The organism is Polycladomyces zharkentensis (assembly GCF_016938855.1).
Taxonomy (GTDB): Bacteria; Bacillota; Bacilli; order Thermoactinomycetales; family JIR-001; genus Polycladomyces; species Polycladomyces zharkentensis.
In genome coordinates, this window is sequence record NZ_JAFHAP010000011.1 from 1 (window position 1) to 21,709 (window position 21,709).

24 protein-coding genes and 2 pseudogenes are annotated in these 21,709 nt (G+C 49.4%); 19 read left to right on the forward strand and 7 right to left on the reverse strand.

From position 1 onward, the window contains the following. Nucleotides 1–515: pseudogene (locus JQC72_RS16900) on the reverse strand (tyrosine-type recombinase/integrase); the annotation flags it as partial. A gap of 54 nt (nucleotides 516–569) precedes the next feature. Next, nucleotides 570–872, reverse strand: coding sequence for a phage integrase N-terminal SAM-like domain-containing protein (locus JQC72_RS16905; protein ID WP_419179867.1), 303 nt, complete (start codon nucleotides 870–872; stop codon nucleotides 570–572). A gap of 150 nt (nucleotides 873–1,022) precedes the next feature. On the opposite strand from JQC72_RS16905, the gene JQC72_RS12160 reads away from it, so the two are divergent. Continuing rightward, a complete protein-coding gene (locus tag JQC72_RS12160; RefSeq protein ID WP_335342455.1) occupies nucleotides 1,023–1,421 on the forward strand; it encodes a MerR family transcriptional regulator in 399 nt (132 codons plus the stop codon). An 888-nt stretch (nucleotides 1,422–2,309) separates the two neighbouring features. Here JQC72_RS12160 and JQC72_RS12165 read toward each other — a convergent pair. The 4 genes from JQC72_RS12165 to JQC72_RS12180 form a co-directional block, all read right to left on the reverse strand. Beyond that, complete coding sequence (locus JQC72_RS12165) at nucleotides 2,310–2,606, reverse strand: tyrosine-type recombinase/integrase (RefSeq protein WP_205496474.1); 297 nt, start codon at nucleotides 2,604–2,606, stop codon at nucleotides 2,310–2,312. 169 nt (nucleotides 2,607–2,775) lie between these two features. After that, a complete protein-coding gene (locus tag JQC72_RS12170) occupies nucleotides 2,776–3,621 on the reverse strand; it encodes a DUF817 domain-containing protein (RefSeq protein ID WP_205496475.1) in 846 nt (281 codons plus the stop codon). 59 nt (nucleotides 3,622–3,680) lie between these two features. Beyond that, entirely contained in the window at nucleotides 3,681–3,902 is a 222-nt protein-coding gene (locus JQC72_RS12175; protein WP_205496043.1) for a helix-turn-helix domain-containing protein, read from the reverse strand. Between the two features lie 10 nt (nucleotides 3,903–3,912). Continuing rightward, nucleotides 3,913–4,395: a DUF2975 domain-containing protein gene (locus tag JQC72_RS12180; protein ID WP_205496045.1), complete on the reverse strand. Its 483-nt coding sequence runs from the start codon at nucleotides 4,393–4,395 to the stop codon at nucleotides 3,913–3,915. A gap of 518 nt (nucleotides 4,396–4,913) precedes the next feature. On the opposite strand from JQC72_RS12180, the pseudogene JQC72_RS12185 reads away from it, so the two are divergent. From JQC72_RS12185 to yknW, 15 genes and pseudogenes are all read left to right on the forward strand, one after another. Beyond that, a pseudogene (locus JQC72_RS12185) lies at nucleotides 4,914–5,087 on the forward strand (carboxymuconolactone decarboxylase family protein); the annotation flags it as partial. Between the two features lie 863 nt (nucleotides 5,088–5,950). Then, the gene (locus JQC72_RS16600) at nucleotides 5,951–6,097 is read left to right on the forward strand and encodes a ribose-phosphate pyrophosphokinase-like domain-containing protein (protein WP_335342456.1); all 147 of its coding nucleotides are present in this window, start codon (nucleotides 5,951–5,953) and stop codon (nucleotides 6,095–6,097) included. A 186-nt stretch (nucleotides 6,098–6,283) separates the two neighbouring features. Beyond that, nucleotides 6,284–6,493: a phosphoribosyltransferase family protein gene (locus tag JQC72_RS16605; RefSeq protein ID WP_302104824.1), complete on the forward strand. Its 210-nt coding sequence runs from the start codon at nucleotides 6,284–6,286 to the stop codon at nucleotides 6,491–6,493. Further along, nucleotides 6,490–6,759 (forward strand): hypothetical protein, encoded by a 270-nt coding sequence (locus JQC72_RS12195; RefSeq protein WP_205496049.1) that lies wholly within the window; start codon nucleotides 6,490–6,492, stop codon nucleotides 6,757–6,759. The genes JQC72_RS16605 and JQC72_RS12195 overlap by 4 nt, the downstream gene beginning before the upstream one ends. Nucleotides 6,760–6,848: 89 nt before the next feature. Further along, entirely contained in the window at nucleotides 6,849–8,582 is a 1,734-nt protein-coding gene (locus JQC72_RS12200; protein WP_205496051.1) for a tetratricopeptide repeat protein, read from the forward strand. Between the two features lie 46 nt (nucleotides 8,583–8,628). Continuing rightward, nucleotides 8,629–8,946 carry a thioredoxin family protein gene (locus JQC72_RS12205; RefSeq protein WP_205496053.1) on the forward strand — a complete coding sequence of 106 codons (318 nt, stop codon included), beginning with the start codon at nucleotides 8,629–8,631 and terminating at the stop codon, nucleotides 8,944–8,946. 322 nt (nucleotides 8,947–9,268) lie between these two features. Next, the gene (gene trxB, locus JQC72_RS12210) at nucleotides 9,269–10,237 is read left to right on the forward strand and encodes a thioredoxin-disulfide reductase (protein WP_205496060.1); all 969 of its coding nucleotides are present in this window, start codon (nucleotides 9,269–9,271) and stop codon (nucleotides 10,235–10,237) included. A gap of 197 nt (nucleotides 10,238–10,434) precedes the next feature. Then, nucleotides 10,435–10,947, forward strand: coding sequence for a CBS domain-containing protein (locus JQC72_RS12215; protein ID WP_205496068.1), 513 nt, complete (start codon nucleotides 10,435–10,437; stop codon nucleotides 10,945–10,947). Nucleotides 10,948–11,080: 133 nt separating this feature from the next. After that, complete coding sequence (locus tag JQC72_RS12220; protein WP_205496069.1) at nucleotides 11,081–11,557, forward strand: NUDIX hydrolase; 477 nt, start codon at nucleotides 11,081–11,083, stop codon at nucleotides 11,555–11,557. A 68-nt stretch (nucleotides 11,558–11,625) separates the two neighbouring features. Further along, a complete protein-coding gene (locus tag JQC72_RS12225; RefSeq protein WP_205496074.1) occupies nucleotides 11,626–12,600 on the forward strand; it encodes an ROK family glucokinase in 975 nt (324 codons plus the stop codon). Nucleotides 12,601–12,630: 30 nt separating this feature from the next. Beyond that, nucleotides 12,631–13,506 (forward strand): RNase adapter RapZ, encoded by an 876-nt coding sequence (rapZ, locus tag JQC72_RS12230; RefSeq protein ID WP_205496076.1) that lies wholly within the window; start codon nucleotides 12,631–12,633, stop codon nucleotides 13,504–13,506. A 9-nt stretch (nucleotides 13,507–13,515) separates the two neighbouring features. Continuing rightward, on the forward strand, nucleotides 13,516–14,520 hold the full coding sequence (mgfK, locus tag JQC72_RS12235) for a gluconeogenesis morphogenetic factor MgfK (protein ID WP_302104825.1): 1,005 nt from the start codon (nucleotides 13,516–13,518) through the stop codon (nucleotides 14,518–14,520). 13 nt (nucleotides 14,521–14,533) lie between these two features. Beyond that, the gene (whiA, locus tag JQC72_RS12240) at nucleotides 14,534–15,478 is read left to right on the forward strand and encodes a DNA-binding protein WhiA (protein WP_205496077.1); all 945 of its coding nucleotides are present in this window, start codon (nucleotides 14,534–14,536) and stop codon (nucleotides 15,476–15,478) included. A gap of 74 nt (nucleotides 15,479–15,552) precedes the next feature. Beyond that, nucleotides 15,553–15,810, forward strand: a complete 258-nt coding sequence (locus JQC72_RS12245) for an HPr family phosphocarrier protein (protein WP_205496079.1) — start codon at nucleotides 15,553–15,555, stop codon at nucleotides 15,808–15,810. 109 nt (nucleotides 15,811–15,919) lie between these two features. Next, nucleotides 15,920–16,588, forward strand: coding sequence for a YknW family membrane protein (gene yknW / locus JQC72_RS12250; protein ID WP_205496081.1), 669 nt, complete (start codon nucleotides 15,920–15,922; stop codon nucleotides 16,586–16,588). Between the two features lie 640 nt (nucleotides 16,589–17,228). Here yknW and JQC72_RS12255 read toward each other — a convergent pair. Next, nucleotides 17,229–18,146, reverse strand: coding sequence for an AraC family transcriptional regulator (locus JQC72_RS12255; protein ID WP_205496083.1), 918 nt, complete (start codon nucleotides 18,144–18,146; stop codon nucleotides 17,229–17,231). Nucleotides 18,147–18,363: 217 nt separating this feature from the next. Here JQC72_RS12255 and JQC72_RS12260 point away from each other — a divergent pair, with 217 nt between their 5' ends. The 3 genes from JQC72_RS12260 to JQC72_RS12270 all read left to right on the forward strand — a co-directional run bounded on the left by JQC72_RS12260 (nucleotide 18,364) and on the right by JQC72_RS12270 (nucleotide 21,686). Beyond that, nucleotides 18,364–19,530 (forward strand): MFS transporter, encoded by a 1,167-nt coding sequence (locus JQC72_RS12260; RefSeq protein ID WP_205496085.1) that lies wholly within the window; start codon nucleotides 18,364–18,366, stop codon nucleotides 19,528–19,530. A 147-nt stretch (nucleotides 19,531–19,677) separates the two neighbouring features. After that, nucleotides 19,678–20,721, forward strand: a complete 1,044-nt coding sequence (locus JQC72_RS12265) for an NAD(P)-dependent alcohol dehydrogenase (protein ID WP_205496086.1) — start codon at nucleotides 19,678–19,680, stop codon at nucleotides 20,719–20,721. 116 nt (nucleotides 20,722–20,837) lie between these two features. After that, complete coding sequence (locus JQC72_RS12270) at nucleotides 20,838–21,686, forward strand: aldo/keto reductase (RefSeq protein WP_205496088.1); 849 nt, start codon at nucleotides 20,838–20,840, stop codon at nucleotides 21,684–21,686. The last annotated feature ends 23 nt before the right edge of the window (nucleotides 21,687–21,709 follow it).

Here is a 21,709-nt window from a genome sequence, read left to right on the forward strand (position 1 = left end):
GCTTCCGGCTGACCAGCAATGTTTCCGAAGCTCTTTTTCTGATGGTGTCGTGTATCTCCGTGTGGTTTCGATGGACTCATGACCGGCCAATGCGGCTACGTTTTGGACGGCAACTCCTTGGTCGATAAGACTCTTGCAGAAGGTATGGCGGAGGCAGTGGGCAGACACTTTATCGCTAAGGACTTTGAAGTGTCTTTCAAGCTGTTGATGAATGGCCTGGCGGTTCAACGGCCTGCCTTCACGGGTAACAAACAGGCGGTCTGTTTCTGGATTCCCCCGGTGTTTCATCCATTCTTGATAAGATTTGATGAGATCGTGGTTCATCGGAACCATACGCCACTTGCCACTTTTCCCTGCGTAACCCGCCAGTAGCGTTCATCAACAGCTGCCACATCGAGATCCCTTACTTCGCTGATCCGGAGACCGGCCTTCAGCATGAACATAAAGATGGCGAAATTTCTTGCCCGTTTCCATTCGTTCTTTTCGGATTCAATAGCACGTTGAACCTTGGCCACTTCTTTCCGATCCAGCCAGCGGGGAGCCTCGTTTAATTTGGAAACCCGCTAACTTTAACATTCCGGGCGACATCTACTGTGGCAAAACCCTGATCGACAAGACCAATACACCTTCAGTGAAGAGATTCGCTTGTTTATGGTGGTCGGATGTAGTTTGTCTTGGATCTGCATGTGTTGTCTCCAGTCCTGGATGTCAAGAGCGGTGATGTTATCAGGTTCAAAATCATCGTTCACGCTCTCCGTGTACCATTTTTCAAAGAAGCGGACGGATCGAAGGTATACATCAATAGTGGGAGTCCTTTTCCATTCTTCCTTCAGCCTGCTTTCAAACCTATCGAGGTAATTCACCCTGATCACCTCAGTTGAATCGTATTCTGTAAAGTATTTGCCTTAAAGTCCACTTGAAGGTATAAGATGGTGATAAAAGCCGGCATTCTGACGATCACGATACGCCATACTTCATGATCCAACCTGACGGGTCATTGGGCTCCAAGATTTGATCAGGAGGTGAAAGAAGAGGTAATGAGATCTTCGGCTGGAATTTCCGAAGGACCATGGACCATCAAGGATGTTGCAGAACGTGTGGGGTTAAGTGCCCATACCATTCGGTATTACGAGCAGGAAGGGTTACTGCCTTCACTAAAACGAGACCAACATGGAAACCGAATATTCGAGGAGAGAGATATCGAATGGTTGGAGCTTGTCATTTGCCTGCGTGAAACGGGGATGCCTATCGCAGAAATTAGGCGCTATGTCGATTTAGGTATGGAGGGTGACCAAACAATTCCAATGAGGAAGCAAATTTTGCAAAAACACAGGCAGATGTTGGAGAAAAAAATGGAAGAGATCAACAAGGCTTTGACTAAAATCGACAAAAAAATGAAATGGTATGATTCGAAGAAATAGAGGTAGCGAAGGCCGATTTTGAGGTCATTTGCTCAAGAAATGGAAAAATAACTGGAGATGACAGAGGGAACTCAAGTCATTCGTATGAATAGTGAAAGGGGCGGAACCAGCAACCGACGGCCTGATGATCCACCAATGGAAAAGACCACCGCCCTTACACCCTCATTTGGACAAATAGCCGTAAAGTGTCCACTTGGACACCTGAAGCGTTTCACTAATCTTTTGGATGGAAAGGTTAGTGTCCTTCATGCGAGATTAAGCCATTTTCACTTTTCGTTCATCATCACCCGTGACCGTTCACCCAATCTCCCTCTTGCACGAGCCGCGGCGGGACAAGCTTGTGTTCTCTCGTGGATGAACTCCCGTTCAGCAAGTGTCCCAAATACATGGAATATCATTTTGGTTCCATGTTTCCTGAAGACTGCGGAATCCGATACCTCTAATCAGGTGTTTCAGGGATCCCCCAGACGATCCAGCTTCCAAACAACCAGAGTGTCCCCTGCTCTCATGTAAATCAGGCATTCCTCCAACCCTTAACGTGCGAAATTTCCTCCGCTTGTCTTGTCAGTGAAAATTTTCTCATATCCATGCTGCCGAAGCGCATCCAATTGGAGATGCAGGTTTTGTTCATGTATTAAAGCCGTGCGTATCCGACTAGCATTCGGTCTCCCCCCTTCGTTAATTTCATCTCATTGTCTCATAACTCATTATTGAATTTTGAGACCGAAAAAAAGCATGTTTGGCGGCAACACAGGGGGGTTCACGGAAAATATCAAAAACATTCGTTTTTGAAACAAGAGAACGCAAAGGGATTTTGCTGTATACGGGGTAATACCAGCGTAGCTGTCACTAGGTGCAATCTAGCTTCCATAAATTCAAACATCGTTACTATCCAAATGTTTTTTCTACAGCTTCTTCAATATCTTTTAATGATGGGGCAGCATATCTCCTAGTAATGTTTACATCGCTATGTCCCACCAATTCAGCGACTGTTGCAATATCTATACCAGAAGAAACAAGTTCGCGTCCGTAAGTATGTCGTAACATATGGAGATTAGCGCCCAGTTTTTCAAAGATTCGTTGAACTGCCCGAATGGAAATACGTTTTTTAAAGTTGGAGAGAAACAATGCAGGATCGCCATCCTTCCGAGTTTCCAGGTAAACGGGAGGAATATAATCGTACAGTTCATTCTTTACCTAGTCGTGACGCACCTTATGATGTTCGCCATCATAAGGAAGAATTATATTTATTAAAAATAGGCTCTGTTAAACTTTAATGTTGATTACAAATTAAAATGAAAGACCACCTTTTGTATAGGAGTGGTCTTTTACTTACTACGCTCATTCGTACCCTTTAACCTGTTCGCTTTATTTTGAGAAGATCTCGTTCCTTTAAATGATTATCAAACGCCTCTTGAACCTTATCCTTCTTGGGTGAAACAATTTTTCCCTTAACCTGCTTTAACGTCGCTACTATAAGAAAGCTAACAATCACTAATAAGAACCATGAACTCACCTTTCCTAGATGAACGAGACTCCATGCATCGGTTTGGTTTGGATATTCCCAAGCTCCAAAGAACGTTGCGATATTTTCGGCTATCCATATAAAAAATCCGATGAGCACAAAAGAAAGTGCGAGTGGCATACGGTAACGAGTTCCATCAACCTCGAATGTGACCCATGATTGCCAAAAGACGATAATTACAAGTCCAGATAACCACCAACGAATGTCAATCCAATAATGGTGGGTGAAAAAATTCAAATAAATCGCAGCTGCAAGAGGTACAACTACCAAAAACGGTGGCCACTTAACCAGTTCAACCTTAAGCCTCCTCCACGCCTGGCAAAGATAACTCGCTACACTTGCGTACATGAATCCACTATACAAAGGCACTCCAAAAATTTTGAAATATCCTTCCTCTGGATAAGACCAGGAGCCCATATGTACCTTGAAAAGTTCAAGAGCAAGTCCAATAAGGTGGAACAATGTGATAACCTTTAGTTCATCCCGTGTTTCAAGCCCAGAACGCACCATCCACCACTGCATCAGAAGGCAGATGATGAGCAGCCAGTCATACCGTGGTAGGAAGGGAAGTGGCATGAATTTTGTAAAAGCCAAAGAGGCAAAAATTACGACAGGAAACAAACATGATAGGGCCTGCTCCCAACCAAAACGAACGAGTTGTTTTAGTGCTCTCATGCATAGGTTCACCACCGAATAACTTTCTTTACCTTTCAATGTTAAATATTCCTGCTTGATTAATCTTGGGTGTCTTCATCACTTCGGTATTCTAAAATATCTCCAGGCTGACATTCTAAAGCCTTACAAATCGCATCTAAAGTGGATAATCGAATCGCTTTTGCCTTACCGTTTTTCAATATAGAAAGATTAGCGATCGTTATTCCAACCCTCTCCGAAAGTTCTGTAAGGCTCATTTTCCTTTTGGCCAGCATTACATCAAGATTGATTATAATTGCCAAGTTATTCACCTCAGATCGTTAAATCATTTTCTGATTTTATATCTATGGCAGCTTTTAACAGCTTTTGAAGAACAGCAGCAAAGACTGCAATAATCGTTGAAGCAAAAATAATGCCAAATCCGATTAGCATGATACCTGGGGCGTCTTCTGACTTCGAAACGATATAGAAGAATGGCAAACCTGGCACATACAAGATACTGATTGTGATTGCACAGTATTTTATATTCTTTAAAGCCTTTACAGATAATTCCGAGAAAGCTTTGTTCTTATCAATATAACTTAAAAGTTTAAAAGCCTGATACAGAGCGAAGAAAAATGGTATCGCCGATACATACATAACTATTAAAAAGCCATAAAGTACATAAGCGAACTCCGAATTACTTTCTGTTGCTTCTTTAGCTAACATAGGCAACCCAAATATACACAAAGCAAGAACTGGAGTTCCGATAATACAAACAGCTATTTTTAAAAACAATGTTGTTCCTTGTTTCATAAAAAGCACCTCTCCTATTTATTTTATATTTTCAATTCGATTTTAACAGGATATTTATCGATTTGCAATAAATTCTTATCGCGCCCCAATCGGTATAGAAAATATGGTGCCACTACACCAATGAGGGGTAGAGACGCCCTAAGTCAATATAAATGTGCTAAACAAAGATTCAAAAAGACAATAGCGAGCCTGAGGTGAATATTTGGCAACATATTACAGGTGGAGGAGCCAGGGAGCTCGGCCCCGGGCTCCGGAGGGAGTAGCGCGAAAAGGATCGTGGCAAGGAAAGCTTTTGCCTGTCCGGATGAATGGTGAGACCGGTCTGCTGATGATGAAAGAGAAGCGTGTGTCCATGGCCGTCTGTTTTGAATGGGAGCCGGGTGAGTACCAGATTGCGCGCATTTATATGGTGCTGAATCCAGATAAACTGAAAAAGTTGCAGAAGGTGTCACAAAACAGGCCGGAAGATTGTTTTTATCTACGAAAGTGATTCTTCTAAGTACTGGGGGGCATATCCGATGAAACTGCGCATGAACTTCCGAACTGCAAACCCGGAAGCTGTTCAAACCATGCTTCAGCTGTTCGTGAGAAATAGCGGCCTAGACCCGAAGCTTTTCGAACTGATCAAAATCAGAGTGTCCCAAATCAATGGCTGTACATTTTGCCTCGACATGCATGTCAAGGATTTTCGGTTTCAAAGATCAGCCTGTATTGATCCAATCTAAACACCGTTATCTGCTGAGCGGATGTACGCCCCTCTACCGTGTCAGCAACAAGATGCGGCCGTTCTTCTCGGTCCTCAGGTCGAGCCGTCCGATTTAAAATGGCGGCAAAATCGTTCCGAGCTTGGGAACGAGCCCGTCCGATCAGCTCTTTTCGGACGGGTTTCGTCATGTTTTCTTGTGCTTTTCCGTTCTCGATTCTACCCAAAACTTTACCTAAAAAGCCGCCTTTCATCCCATGGTTTCAAACGAGGGATGAAAGACGGCAGTGCTTAGTACAGATGCTATGATGTCACGCCGTCCAACAACACCTTGAATGCAAGTGACCAGGCGACCATCAGCAGAAGCAGTGTTAACAGGGTGATCGTTTCCGTCCTGTGCAACACCTCCTTTACTCCGCCGGCTGACGAAGAAAGGAACGCCGGTCTTTTTTCTTTTTTGGGAAGGAAACCGGGGGCAAATGCGGAAATGTTCATACGATGTTGCCGGGCAAGCTGTCGCGGGAAATCCGGGGGATTGTACCTCTTCTGCATTCAAGGGATATATGTATTTTTGGCACGTCCAACCTGAAACGGGCCGAGAAAATCGCGTCTCGTTTGAAGAAGGGATTGGGCAGTGTGCGGATCAGCCGTTTCCAGAGTCGAGAAGTGCGAAAGCATTGAAAACGACGATGCAAGTAAAAACTCGTTACAAAAATCATCCGGGCTAAGACGGAGCCAGCGTGGATGGATGTGGGTTGCCACGTCAGATGAAGGAGAAGGCTCACGGCGTTCCGTGGGAGCGCCTGCGGCGCTTCAGTCGAGTGGAGCAAGTCACGTTACTATGAAGAAAGCGTGCAAAATGCCGATCTGTATATTGTGCAGGTTTTTTCCCATCCGATCAACGATCATCTGATGGAACTCTTGATCATGGCGGATGCCGCCGGAAGGGATTGCGCCCGCAGCATCCATGCGGTGATTCCGTACTTCGGTTATGCGTGACAGGAGAAGAAAGACGCGCCACGGGAGCCGATCACGGCCAAAGTGGCGGCCGAGTCACCACCATCGATTGGCACGCACCTGCCATCCAAGGTTTTCACACGCCCGTCGATCATCCGACCGCACTGGATCAAATGACGGAACATCACAAAACCGGCGGTGGTCTCTCCAGACGCGGGAAGAGCCAAAATGGCGGAAAAACCGGCCACGTATCCGGATGCACCGTTCGCAATGATGATGAAAAGCGACCAGCTCTATCATACGACGGCGATTACGCATATTATCGGCGAGGTCGAGGGAAGAACCCTCATCATCATCGAGGATAGGATCGATACCGGCGGCACGATCGTGAGTGTCGTGGAGGGATTGCTGGCCAAAGACGCTCGGGAACACAAATGAAACATATTTCGCTGGAAATTCCCAAGCATAAGCTTGTTGAGCCGAACCGGCATTTGTGTGTGCCACCCATCCCGTTTTTTCCGATCATGTGTAGAGCGGTTGGCCCATCCCGGCATCCGGTGGTCGTCACGGACATCTTGCCGTTGCCTGAGGCGGTGTCCTTTCCCAAACGGTATGTATTGTCGATGGCGGTGTTGTTGGCGAAGGCAATCGATCCCACCGAACGGGGAGGGTCGATCAGCACATTGTTGCTCAAGGGAATGTAAACCCGTGTGAAATTGTGGTATAATCTTTCCAAAGTTGATCACCAAATACCGACCACCAGCTTGTATCAGGTGCTGGGTGGGGGGAAAACATGAAAAAGCAAGAAGCAAAATGGCGAAACCAATCGAGGAAAGTCGTTCGGCTTCGCATGGATGCCGGTTTTTTCTTTGAGCGGGCGGTTCGCTCGCTGGACAAGCAAAACTACCCCAAAGCATTGAAATATTTCCGTCTGGCAGTGGAGAAGGAACCGGACAATCCCATCAATCACTGTAATTTGGCGGGGATTTTATCCGAGATGGGACGGTTCGAGGAATCCAATGAAGTGTTGGAAACCGTGCTAAACGAAATCGATCCGGAATTGCACGAGTGTTATTTCTACATGGCAAATAATGCGGCCAATATGGATGAGTTCGAGTTGGCCGAAGAATATTTGGTCACCTATTTGGAGAAAGACCCTGACGGCGAGTTTGCCGAAGAGGCTGAAGAAATGCTGCAGATGCTGGCCTACGAACTGGGGCGGCCTCCGCGTCGTCCGGAGCGTGTGGATCGTCCGGAATGGTTCGTCAAGCACGATACGGCCCGCAAACATTTGGAAGAAGGGCGCTTCGTTCTGGCCACTCAACTGCTGGAGGAATTGGTTGAGGCGTATCCTGACTTTTTGGCAGCACGTAACAATCTGGCATTGGCGTATTATTACACGGGCCAGTTTCAGCGGGCGGTGGACACCATCCACCAGGTGCTGGAGACAGACCCGGGCAATCTGCATGCATTGTGTAACTTGGCCGTGCTGTATCAGCATCTGGGTCGTGAATCAGAACGGGACCGGTTGGTTGGCATGTTGAAAAAGCTCGTTCCCACGCATGTGGAGCATTTGTACAAACTGGCCACCACATTGGGCATTCTGGGCGAACACGAAGTCGCTTACGAAACATTCCACCGTCTGCTTCGGATGGAGGGTCAGCCTGAACCCAGCTTGTATCATTATCTTGCGGCCGCATCGATGAATACAGGTCGCTGGCGCAAGGCACAAAAGTACTGGAGCATCGCAGCCGAGATGGACCCTGACTCTCCCGTGCCCCGGTACTATCTGGACTTGCTGCGGGAATGGCGACTTGAGCGGCGGAAGCTTCCGCTGATCAGCTACCATTATCAAGTGCCGTTTCACGAGCAGGCAAAGTCAACGGAGGATCAGACGAACCCCGTTCCTGAGCAATTCCGTGTCAACCCTTTGGTTCGTTCGTCGTTTTACTGGGCTCTCCAACACGGAGACAAGGAGACGAAACAGCAAATCTTGCAGTTGTTGGGCTGGATGGCGGATGAGGAAGTGGAGCAGATCCTGCGTCAGTTCCTGTTGAGTCCGGATCACGAAGATGAACTGAAGAAAACGGCCCTGATGATTTTGTATCAGATAGGGGCAAAAGGTCCTTACCATGTCCTGCTGGATGGTGCAGAACGCGTCATCTCGGCAGAACAACTGGCCAAGCAGGCCGGTGAGATTCAAGTATGGCGTCAAGTGCTGGAATGCTGTTTCGGCCACATGAAAGGCTGTTATCCTGAGGCGTTGCTCCAAGACGCGCAGATCTTGTGGACTGCCTTTTTGACACAAAAGCAAAAGGAGTTGCCCACCGTCAGAAAGGTGGAAGGATGGGCAGCTGCCTTGGAATATGTGATCGCCAAGCTGCACGGACAAGGGCGGACACAAACAGAAGTGGCGGAAAAATACGGCGTATCCCCGTCCACGGTCGGCCGACACGCTCGCCAGATGGAACAAACCTGTGCACTGAGTCGCCATTTCAAGGAGATTTCCACCCGTTCAACCGAGTAAACGGCATCTGGCGTTGGCATCGTGAGGTTGTAAGGGGGAGTGTGCGATGGAAAAATTGAATCAGCATTCGTTTGCTCAGTTTATCGCATCAGGAAAAAAAGTGGTGGAGTTCAATGCCGGATGGTGTGTGGATTGTAAACGTGTGGCACCGTTTTTGCCTGTGATCGAGGAAAAGTTTGCTTCCGACTTTCAGTTTGGCGAGATTGATGTGGATGAATCACGTACCATCGCAGAACAATACAATGTAAGAGGGATCCCTACATTCATCGTGTTCGAGGACGGTCGGGAAACCGGCCGTCTGCCGAGCCGGGAGGCCAAAACGCAGGAACAGATTGAAACGTTTCTGGAACAGATGGCCAAATAATGGGTGAAGCGTAAAGGCCGTTTTTCGGTTGAGCGGCTTTGAGGCGTGCCAGGCCAGTCCGTCAGGGGGCAACAGGGGTGCGGATGGAGCGAGCCGGAAAAATCATGCACGCGATATACCAGATATCATTTTTCAAACCGTTCCCGCCTGGGCGGATGTGACGCCGACAGGTGGGAACCGTTTTAAATGGGTCCTGTTTTGGTACTTTTCGAGTTATCGAGGGCAGCAAAACGGGTATACAGGAGTTGGAAAGTTCCATCTTGCATCCCACTTTCAACGTGGGATGTTTGCATGCGATTGTATAAACAGAGGAGGATTGGCTGTGGCGGAAGAAAAAGTATACGACGTTGTCATTATTGGTGCAGGTCCTGCGGGTATGACGGCCGCAGTGTATGCTGCGCGTGCCAATTTGGACACCGTGATGATTGAGCGGGGCATCCCGGGAGGACAGATGGCCAATACGGAGGATATTGAAAATTATCCGGGATTTGAGCATATATTAGGTCCGGACCTCTCCAACAAAATGTTGTCTCATGCTCAAAAGTTCGGGGCCAAATACGAATACGGCGATGTGAAACGGGTGGAGGACGGTTACCCGTATAAAAAGGTGATCACTTCCAAACAGACGTATCTGGCCAAAGCGGTGATCGTCGCCTCAGGTGCGGAACACCGGAAGTTGGGCGTGCCAGGAGAAGATAAGCTGTCCGGACGTGGCGTCTCCTATTGCGCCGTGTGTGATGGTGCGTTCTTCAAAAACCGGGAGCTCGTGGTGGTCGGCGGCGGGGATTCGGCCGTGGAAGAAGGTGTCTTTTTGACCAAATTCGCCAGCAAGGTGACGATCATTCACAGGCGCGACCAACTTCGTGCACAGAAGATCCTGCAGGATCGCGCATTCAAAAACGAAAAGGTGGACTTCATCTGGAATACCGTGGTGGAAGAGATTATCGGCGACGAAGTGGTCAAAGGCGTCAAGCTGAAAAACCGTGTAACGGGTGAAGTCTCTGAATTCCCCTGTGACGGGGTGTTCATCTACATCGGCATGGAACCGTTGTCCGCTTGTGTCCAGGAGTTGGGGATCACCAACGAAGAAGGGTACATTCTGACCGATGAACGGATGCGGACTCGCATTCCGGGCATTTTTGCCGCCGGAGATGTGCGGGAAAAAACGTTACGGCAGGTCGTCACGGCCACGGGTGACGGTTCGATCGCCGCGATGGAGGCACAGCATTATATTGAGGAATTGAATGAGCAATTGGAAAAGCAAGCATCGCATCAGACGGCGGGTAATTAAAACCAGAGGGGAACTCTCCGGTGCGGATCACCGTTTCGATAAGTGAAAGACGTGTCAGCGTCCGAACGGATCGAGGCAGTTGCGCATGAATTGGAGAGAAGGCGCATCTGGTGCAAGTTTTCGCCGCCGGGGCGCCTTCCCGGCGGTGTTTTTATGTTCGGATTATCGACCGCATTTCCGCGACAGGGGAGAGTAGCATGAAAAACGACGGATTCCTGTTTTCCAGAGAGATTGCGTCGTTGATCATACCGAAGGAAAAAGTGGTGACGGTGGCGCCCGACTGGACATTGGAGCGGGCATTGTTGGTGTTGACGCGACGGGGATACGCATCTGTCCCGGTGATCAATGATAATGAGGAAGTCGAGGGATTGATCAGCAAGACCAACATCTTGGACTTCATGATGTCCAAAGGAGATTTCCACTTCCACATGCTCCCTCATCATCGTGTGTACGAAGCAATGAACAAGAATCACTCCGGAATCATGGCCAACTCCATCTTCTCATTCGCTTTTGAAGTGCTGATCGACCGGCCGTACATTCCGATCATCGATGTGAAAAACAAATTTATGGGCATCTTGACCCGGCGGGTATTGATGCAAAAGGTGACGGAGTATTTTGAGCAGGAGTTTTGGCAAGCGATGCAAGCGGACGCTCACCCCGGATCAAAGCGGGAAGTGCGAGAACAAGATTCCATTTTGCCCCGAAGATGATGACCGGCAGGTTATTTCACGCCCACAGGTTATGAGGAATCGTCGTGGCGGGGGGCATCCCCGCTTGTTTTCTTTTTAAGAAATTTACACATCAGGAATGGAATGATATGCTAAAAACCAGGGGTGAAAGTGGATGCAACGTGTGGCCAATTGCATTTTGCGGGATCGCAACCGGGTGTTGTTGTTGCAAAAGCCGCGACGCGGATGGTGGACCGCTCCCGGTGGCAAAGTGGAACCCGGTGAGACGCTGATGGAAACCGTGCAACGTGAATTTGCCGAAGAAACCGGACTTACCCTGATCCAACCCCGATTGCGCGGGATATTTACGATGTGTGTTCGGGACGGGGATCAGCTGGTGCAGGAATGGATGATGTTTACTTTTTTTGCGGATCGCTATACGGGTTCATTGTTGCAGCACACAGAGGAAGGTATTTTACGTTGGCATTCCGTGGATACCATCAGCCAACTGCCGACGGCACCCGGTGATCGGTTTGTGTTTGATCGGATCGTTTCCGTTCGGGATCTGCTGATTGGTCGTTTTACGTATACGCCGTCGGAGGAACTGATTGATTACACGTTTCACACCGGGACAGAAAATGTCCTTGCTTGACCGGTTATCTTCATTGAAGTATAGTCATAGCAAGTCGCAAGACCATTCAGACGAGGGAGTATGGAGGCATGGAAACACGTTATATCGGAGTCGATTTGGGTGGTACAAGCGCCAAAATCGGCGTGGTCGACGGAGAAGGGAATTTGCTGAAGCAAACGGAAGTTCCAACGTATGGGGAAGGGCCGGAGCCGGTTCTGCAACGTGTGGTGGAGGCCGCAAGAGAGTTGACGACCCGATCCGGTGCCTCCTGGGATCAAGTCGTCGGCATCGGCATGGGATTGCCGGGGTTTTTGGATCTGGAGCGGGGAGTGATCAAGCGGCTGACCAATTTGCCGTGGGAAAACGTTCCTGTCGTGGAACGGTTGGAAACGTTTTGCAGACGACCCGTTTGCATCGACAATGATGCCAACGTCGCTGCATTGGGGGAATCGTGGAGTGGTGCCGGAGCAGGAGTGGACGACATGGTGGCGATCACACTGGGGACCGGCGTGGGCGGTGGTGTGATTGCGGGAGGCCGTTTGATCCACGGAATATCAAACGCAGCCGGGGAAATCGGTCATGTTTGCATTGAGCCGGGGGGCGCGCGTTGTGGGTGTGGTCAACGCGGTTGTTTGGAAACGATTTCTTCGGCTACCGGCATCGTACGACTGGCCAGAGAAGCGTTGGCAAAAGGCGAGTCCACTTCCTTGGCTGAAACGGCCCAAACCGGAGGGCTGACCGCCCGAGACGTGTTCCAGGCGGCGGAACGGGGTGATGCGGTTGCTTCCCGTGTGGTGCAGACGGCCGTCGATGCATTGGCACGGGTGATGGCCATGGTCACAGTTGTGCTGAACCCTGCACGGTTTGTGATCGGAGGAGGGGTTGCCCGGGCTGGTGATACGCTGTTCCAACCGCTTGAGAAAGCTTACCGGAAACACGTGTTGCCGAGCGCGGCGGAGGGTGTGGAAATCGTGCCCGCGAAGCTGGGCAACAATGCAGGCATCATTGGTGCCGCTGGTTTGATCGCGAGACGAGAGAATCCGGCTTCCGCTTCATATACTTAACATGCAGAAGCCGTTAGTGGGGTGATAACGATGGATGCAAAAAAGGAGATCAACCTGGTTGTGATCACCGGGATGTCCGGAGCGGGCAAAACGGTTGCCGTACAAAGCTTGGAGGATCTCGGATTTTTTTGCATCGACAACTTGCCGCCCATTTTGCTGCCCAAATTTGCGGAGTTGTTGGAGCAATCGAAAGGGAAGTTGCGTCGGGTCGCGCTGGTGATCGACCTTCGCGGTCGGGATTTCTTTTCTTCCCTGTTTGAGTCGCTGGATACGCTGGAAAAGCATCACGGTATTCATTATCACATCCTTTTTCTGGATGCCAACGACCAGACATTGGTGCGACGGTACAAAGAGACGCGGCGGCGCCATCCGTTATCCCCCGACGGAACACCATTGGACGGTATCACGCAGGAACGGAAGCTGTTGGAAGAAATCAAGGGTCGCGCACACCAGATTATCGATACCAGTTCGCTCAAACCGGCGGAGCTGAAAGAAAAGATCGCGTCACGTTTCGGCTCGGTCGACACCAATCCCTTTTCGGTTACTTTCATGTCGTTCGGGTTTAAATACGGGATTCCGATCGACGCCGATCTGGTTTTTGATGTCCGTTTTCTTCCCAATCCTCACTATGTCGAATCGTTGCGTCCCCATACGGGAAGGGACCGGGATGTGTTTGATTACGTGATGAAATGGGAGGAAACCAAGCAGTTTCTTGAGAAGCTGGAAGACCTCCTGCGCTTTCTTCTTCCCCATTACCACAGGGAAGGGAAAACCCAATTGGTGATCGGAATCGGTTGTACGGGAGGAAAACACCGTTCCGTGGCGATTTCCGAATATCTCTGCCAAAAGTTCCGTAAACAAGCCCATTGCCAGGCCATACATCGGGACATGGAGAAAGATAGGTGAGCGGTCGGGATGTCAGCGATGGTGAGAAGAAAAAGAAGGAGGTATCGCCGCCTGCGCATCGTAGTCATCGGAGGGGGCACCGGGCTTCCCGTGATATTACGCGGTCTCAAGAAATTTCCGGTAGACATCACGGCCATTGTGACGGTGGCGGACGACGGCGGAAGTTCCGGCCGTCTGCGCAACGACATGCAGATGCCGCCACCGGGGGATATTCGCAATGTATTGGTCGCATTGGCTGATACGGAGCCCCTTTTGGAAAAAGTGTTGCAATATCGGTTTAAGAATGGGGAAGGACTTGCCGGTCATACGTTGGGCAATTTGCTGATTGCAGCCATGAACGATTTGACGGGGGGATTCACCCGCGGGATCAAGGAATTGAGCCGCGTACTCGCCGTGCGCGGGCGCGTGTTGCCGGCCAGTGAGCAGGACGTGGTGCTGATTGCGGAAATGACGGACGGCACCCTCGTCCGGGGAGAGTCGCAGATACCCAAAGCGGGCAAAACGATTCGTCGCGTATTCTTGGATCCGCCGGACCCACAGCCGTTGGAGGAAGCATTGCACGCCATAGCCGAAGCGGACGGGATCGTAGTCGGACCGGGAAGTTTGTATACCAGCATCCTGCCCAATCTGTTGGTTAAAGGAATGGCGGATGCGATCCGGACGTCGCAGGCGAAAAAAATCTACATCTGCAATGTCATGACCCAGCCGGGTGAGACAGACGACTACACAGCGAGTGACCACATCGCCGCCATCCACAGGCACGTCGGCGAGCGCTTCTTCGACGTGGCGATCGTCAACAATGAGTTGCCGCCGCCTTCCATCCAGAAGCAATATGCGGAAAAAGGGGCGATCCCCGTTTTGTCCGATGTCGAACGTATCCGACAGCTCGGTTGTGAAGTGATCGCGGATAATTTATTATTGTACCGATCCGTGCTGCGTCACAACGCGGGCAGGATCAGCCGCCACATCATCCGGCTCTTGCGCAACCGGGTGTACCAGCGTCATGGCATGTGAAGGATGATGAATCATGTCGTTTACTTCTGCAACCAAAAAGGAATTGACCCGCATCGAATCGAACACCTGTTGCCGGCGGGCGGAACTGTCTGCATTGGTGCGTATGAACGGGGTGATGCAGATCGCCCGCCAGCGCATCTTGCTGGACATCACCACGGAAAACGCCGCCATCGCCCGGCGGATCTACGCGTTGATCAAGGATCTGTATCAACTGCAAGCCGAGGTACTGGTCCGCAAAAAGGTGCGGTTGAAAAAAAATAATGTCTATCTCGTCCGTTTGTCCGTTCGAGCGGAGGAAATCTTGCGTGATTTGCGTATCCTAGGGGAAGGGTTTGAGCGGGTCAAAGGAATCGCTCCGGATCTGATCGAAAAAAACTGCTGCAAAAGGGCATATCTGCGCGGGGCCTTTCTGGCCGGCGGATCAGTCAACAATCCGGACAGCGGTTCGTACCATCTGGAGATTATCTCCACCTACCACGACCACAGTGAAGCCCTGTGCCGCCTGATGAACCGTTTTCGTCTGCATGCCAAAATCATCGAGCGGAAAAAAGGGTTTGTGGTCTACGTCAAAGAAGGGGACAAAATCGGTGAGTTGCTCAACATCATCGGTGCTCACCAGTCTTTGCTCCGTTTTGAAGATGTTCGCATCATGAAAGATATGCGCAACTCGGTCAACCGACTGGTCAACTGTGAGACAGCCAATCTGAACAAAACCATTCAGGCCGCCATGCGGCAAATTGACAATATCCAGTTGATTGACCGGGAAATCGGTTTGGACAACCTGCCGCAGCGTTTGCGCGAGATCGCTGAAGTCCGTTTGCAGCATCCCGACATTACGCTCACGGAACTGGGACAAATGCTTCCCGGCGGGAAAGTGAGCAAGTCGGCTGTCAACCATCGCTTGCGCAAACTGGACGAGATCGCGGAACGTCTTCGCCGCAAATCGGGCGGGAACTAACGGGAGATGCTCGCGGAAAACCGCTTATCCCATGTCAAAACCAATCACAATATGTTTCCAGGGAGGAATATCATATGGTTGAAAAAAAAGTAGTCGTCCAACTGCGCACCGGTCTGCATGCCCGTCCGGCTGCCATGTTTGTTCAGGAAGCAAACAAGTACACCTCAGATATCTTTGTGACCAAAGGCGATAAAAAAGTAAACGCCAAAAGCATCATGGGCATCATGAGTCTGGCGGTCGCTTCCGGAACCGAAATCACCATCTCAGCTGAAGGGACGGACGCTGAGGAAGCAGTAAACGCATTGGCGGAGATCGTCAGCAAAGAAGATTGATCCATCCCCCACACCCGACGGGTGTGGGGCTTTTTTGTTCCTGTTTTCAAAATGGACCAAATATTGGTATGATGGGAAAAAGGGATTGGGTTGGCGGGGGGAGAAAAAGATGAGGGTGACGACAGCAGGTTCGGTGGAGTATATCCAAACCAAACCTTCGGTCTGGGGAGTGTTGTGGGCGCCGGATCGGCAATGGGAGCGGATTCGGGCCAAGCCGGTCTTCGGTGGTGCACTGGCTGTGTTGGCTTTGATGGAGACCTTGTCCGGTGCGTTGACGGGTTCTTTCCTCAGTCACAATCCCGCTGTTGCCCATGCATTGTTGCAGGCGGGTTTTCCCGAAGCATGGATGAGCCCGTTTCTCGCATGGTTGATCGGATTGTTCAGCTTGGTCGGACTTTTGCTGAACGCCTTGGTCACCAGTGTCCTGACCTGGTTGATGATGAAAGGGTTGGGGGGACAAGGGACATTTCGTCAACTCTTTTCTCTGCAGACACATATGTTGGTTCTCATGGTGTTGCAAACCGCTGTCGGCGCCATCGGGCTCCTGGTGACCGACGGATGGCTGACGAAACCGCCTTCCGGATTGGCCGCTTACATACCGGTGGAAGGGGGATGGTCCGGGCTATTGATGACGCTGGACCTGTTCATGGTCTGGAGACTGATCCTGTTGGCGCGGGGGATGCGGATCATCTGCCGATTGTCGACCGCGCGGTCGTGGGTGGTTGCGTGTCTCCTGTTTTTACTCGACGTGATTGTCAACACGATCTCCGCTTCGTGATCACTATGTTAACGGCAAGGGGAGCATGAGAAATGGAACGGTTCGGCGACCGTTGGTAGACCGCAGCATTGGATTGCATAACATATCATTATTTATTGTCATACAACAGACAAGCCTCGTACGCACGAAAGGGGGGATCCAAGATAACAAAATTCCCACGAGTTTTCACAGTAGGTTTGAAGCTCACTGATGAACGGGGCTTGGCATTGCGTTTACTGCCCTTATGGGGATGTTGTATTTTAAAGAACCTATTACCGTCAGTAAGATATTGGTTACAGGGTTGATCATTGTTGGCGTGATCGGACTTTCATTAAAGAATTAATAGCTTTTTCGTCTAATAAAGATGAAACGCTATTGACATCCTGATGTCAGTAGCGTTTTTTCCATACCTTAGGTATAGAAAACGAAGGAGATGTTTACGATTACCAATGATAGATTCCTCTCTGACAATATCCCCACTTATTCTGCCACGAACATGAGGCGAATATCCCATTCTTGATAAAAATTGAAAGCAACCATTTCCGACAGGTATAGGCTCGTCGAATTCATCGCCAAGCGGAGTTATTCGTCATTTGGTGATCGATAAACTAAGCGGGTAACTGTCATTTAATACGCGGTATTACCCCATTTAGCAGAGGATTCATGCGTTTATCCTTTGGTTATATTTCGCCCTTAGGCGCTTTATATCTTCTCTAGGTGGAAAACCAAACATGCGGGAATATTCACGGCTGAATTGCGATGGACTTTCATAGCCTACCCGGAATGCGACGTCAGCTGCATCTGTTGACTCGGATAATAACAGGCGCCGGGCTGCCTGCAGTCTCAGTTGTTTTTGGAACTGAATAGGGCTCATAGCGGTTACCTCTTTAAAGTGCCTGTGAAGCGAAGAAACACTCATATTCGCTATTTTCGCGAGCTCCTCAATCCGAAAAGACTGATCATAGTTCTTCATGATATAATTGATCACTTCTCTGATTCGATAGGTACTGCTTCCTTCTATTGCAATTTGTGCCAACGCAACCCCATGCTGCCCTTGCAGAACCCTATAGATAATTTCCTTCGTAAATAGAGGTGCAAGTACCGGGATATCCTTAGGATTGTCTAACAAACGAGCTAATCTGATTACCGCATCCAACATAGAGAACTCCATCCGGCTGACAAACATCGCCCGGTCGGCATTTTTTTTCGGGACAACCTGAATTTCGGAATCGCTTAAAACCTCTAGGATTTGACTCGGCGTGAATTCAAGTTTGAGAGCCAAATACGGAACGTCGGAAGAGGCTCCCGTGACTTGGGCGGTAACCGGCAAGTCAATGGATGCAACAAGGTAATCGGCAGGACCGTACCTAAAGCGCTCCCGTGCCAGCATTACCTCCTTCTCACCCTGAACGACAATGCATAAGGAAGGATTGTGAACTCCATAATTTGGTCCGGTCACATTCGATTGACGAGTGAAAGATAAAGACGGAATAGCAGTCGCGTGAACACCGTCCCGGCCTGTATGACGCTCAATGAGTTTGGCTAGCTCAACCTGCTGTTTGTAGATTTGTTCAGACATAAGACTCTCCTTGTTCCTTCATCCTTGATAGCTCCATTATAATCCATATTTGTCTGTTGTTTAAGTGATTGTGAGAGGATTAGGCAATCATTTGAGACGAATAGGATAACGGTCGCTTTTTCATTTGTTGCATAATAAGGGTGCCGAAGCTTTTCCGTAACTTTATATTGATCGTAAGATTATCGAATTATATAGATGGGGGAGTAGACAGAATGTCATGAACAACACCTGGAAAATTTACATGCTGACCCTTATCAGCTTCTTTGTTGGCACTTCACACTTCAGCATTGTGGGCATGTTGGATAAAATCGCTGCTTCCGTCGGCGTATCAGTATCGACAGCGGGACAACTGATTACGGTGTTCGCGCTCGGTAACGCGATCGGCACGCCCATTGTCATGGTGGCGACGGCGAGGATGAATCAGCGCAAGCAATTACTACTGGCTCTCGCCATCATATTACTCGGCATCGTTTCGACGCTCGCCCTTCCGGGTTTCGGCTTCCTGATGGTCTCTCGCGTTATACTCGGGGTCGGAACGGGCGTCTTCGTCGTCACCGCTTATTCCATAGCTGCGAAACTGGCTCCTCCCGGACGTCGGGGCGGAGCGATGTCCAACGTCGCAATGGGCTTTAGCGCCTCCCTTGTATTCGGCGTTCCCATCGGCCGCATTGTCGCAGCGGCATATGATTGGAAGACGATCTTCTGGGGCATCGGCCTCTTCAGTCTGCTGGCAACCTTCGCCGTCGCACGGACGATTCCGGCCATGGAAGGCGAAGTGGCTGTCCCTCTGAGCAAGCGACTTGCCCTCTTGAAGAAGCCGAGGATCGCGATCACCCTTGGCGTGACGTTCTTGGTGTTTATCGGATATTCGGTGGTCAATACGTATATCACTCCCTTTCTGGCCTCCGTTATGCCGATGATGGAACGAGAAATGAGCGTCATTCTCTTCGCCTTGGGCATAGCAAGCTTGATCGGTTCCAGGCTTGGCGGCTTCTTGGCGGACTGGATCGGTACCGTCCGCACGCTCCTCGGCTCCATGGCCGTTCAAGCCCTCGCCCTGGCGTTGCTGTCCGCCGTCTCTGGATGGGTAATCGTTACCATCCTGTTGCTCATGCTCTGGGAGATCGCTGCCTGGACGTTCGGGCCGACCCAAAACTTTAACCTGATCTCGATTGCTCCGGAAGCCTCCGGTATCGTGCTTAGTCTGAACAGTTCCTTCGTGCAGCTCGGCTTTGCCGCGGGCGCCGGCATCGGGGGAATCGCCGTGGGAGGCTTGTCGATCATGGCGATCACTTGGATCAGCGCCGTCTCGGTCGCGCTCGCGGCCGTCGTCGCGGCTGTCTCCTTCGGCCATGTTCGTTCGTTCTCAAGCGCGCAGCGATGAACACATCAGATTATTGGATGTGGGGAATACGATTAATGTGCATCCGAATTATTCAAAGTTAACAAGAAGGGATTGTGTTGTCTATTATGCCCAATATTCCAGATCCAGCAGCCTCACTTTACCAGGAGCGAAAGGAGTAGAGAAAAAATGACTATTATGACCCGTGCTCTAAGTGTCCCAAGTGCAAAAGCACCATTTGAACAAACCACGATTGAGCGAAGAGATTTACGACCAAACGACATCTTAATCGATATTAAGTTTTGCGGTATTTGCCACTCCGACATTCACAATGCACACAATGATTTTGGTAACGGAATCTTCCCAATGGTTCCCGGTCACGAAATCGTCGGAGTCGTGGAAGCAGTAGGAACAGAAGTTACAAAATTTGCTGTTGGTGATCGCGTTGGCGTTGGTTGCTTTGTTGACTCCTGCGGAGAATGCGAATATTGCCTCCGTGGTGATGAGCAATTTTGTACAAAAGGCGTCGTCGTGGTATACAATTCGTTAGACTACGATGGTAATCTAACATACGGTGGATTCAGTCAGAAAATAGTTGTAAAGGAAGACTTTGTTGTCCGTATTCCAGACGGTCTGGAACTGGATGTGGCAAGTCCGCTATTGTGTGCAGGCATCACCACGTACTCTGCTTTGAAGCACTGGAACGCCGGTCCAGGTAAGAAGGTTGCCATAGTGGGGATGGGAGGGCTTGGCCACCTGGCTGTCCAATTTGCGCATGCCATGGGTGCTGAAGTCACTGTCTTGAGTCGGTCGATGAATAAGAAAAGTGAAGCCCTAGGTTTTGGCGCAGATCATTATTTTGCAACCAGTGATCCCGAGACATTCACTGAGTTGGGCGGCCGTTTTGACCTCATCTTAAACACAGTGTCTTCCAATCTTGACGTTGATGCGTATTTATCTCTGCTTCGTGTAGATGGAACGCTTGTAAATGTCGGCTTACCAAACAAGCCGGATAAATACAATGTGTTTTCCTTGGTCATGGGTCGTCGTAGCATTGCCGGTTCACTCGTTGGTGGAATTCGGGAAACACAAGAGATGCTCGATTTCGCCGCTCAACACGGCATTGCCCCTAAAATTGAGGTGATCCGTTCGGATCAATTAGACGAAGCATTTGAGCGTGTTCTCCGCAGTGATGTACGTTATCGATTCGTGATTGACATGTCTACCTTGTAACATCTTGAATCGTCTTGGATGAAAGACGGGTTGAGCAATTCGCACAACAGAGGATGTAAATGAGATAAAAAAAGAGTGACTTGACACATCATATTTAAAAGTCAGGGGGATCTCATATGCAAAAAGTAATTTTGAACAATGGTGTTGAGATGCCTATACTCGGCTTTGGTACTTATCAGATTGGTCCAAATGAATGTGAACAATGCGTTTATGACGCCATAATGGAAGGTTATCGTCTGATTGATACCGCTGCCGCTTATCAAAATGAAGAAGCGGTTGGCAGAGCAATCAAACGGAGTGGCGTGCCGAGAGAGGAGTTGTTTATTACAACAAAACTCTGGATTCAGGATGCCGGTTATGAGAGCACAAAGAAAGCATTTGCAAAATCACTGGAAAGATTGCAATTGGATTATTTGGATTTGTATTTAATTCATCAGCCGTTTGGCGATGTATATGGTTCTTGGCGTGCGATGGAGGAATTGTATCGTGAAGGAAAGATCAGGGCAATTGGAGTCAGTAACTTCCAGATGGATCGTCTGGTAGATTTGATCATTCATAATGAAGTAGTTCCTGCCGTAAACCAGATTGAAACGCATCCTTTCTGCCAGCAAATAGAAAGTGCTAAGCTTATGAAAGAGTACAATGTGCAGATAGAGTCCTGGGGGCCTTTTGCTGAAGGAAGAAACAACATCTTCCAGAATGAAGTTTTAGTATCAATTGCCGAAAAGCATAAGAAATCCGTTGCTCAGGTGATTTTACGCTGGTTGACACAAAGGGGAGTTGTTGTGATTCCGAAGACTGTTCGTAAAGAAAGAATGATCGAAAACTTCAATATCTTTGACTTTGAATTAAGTCAAGAGGATATGGAGAGGATTGCTACGTTAGATACGAAAAAAAGCTTGTTCTTTTCGCATAACGATCCTGAAATCGTGAAATGGCTCAGTAATCGTAAACTTGATATTTAATGCTCTTATACAACACAGATGGG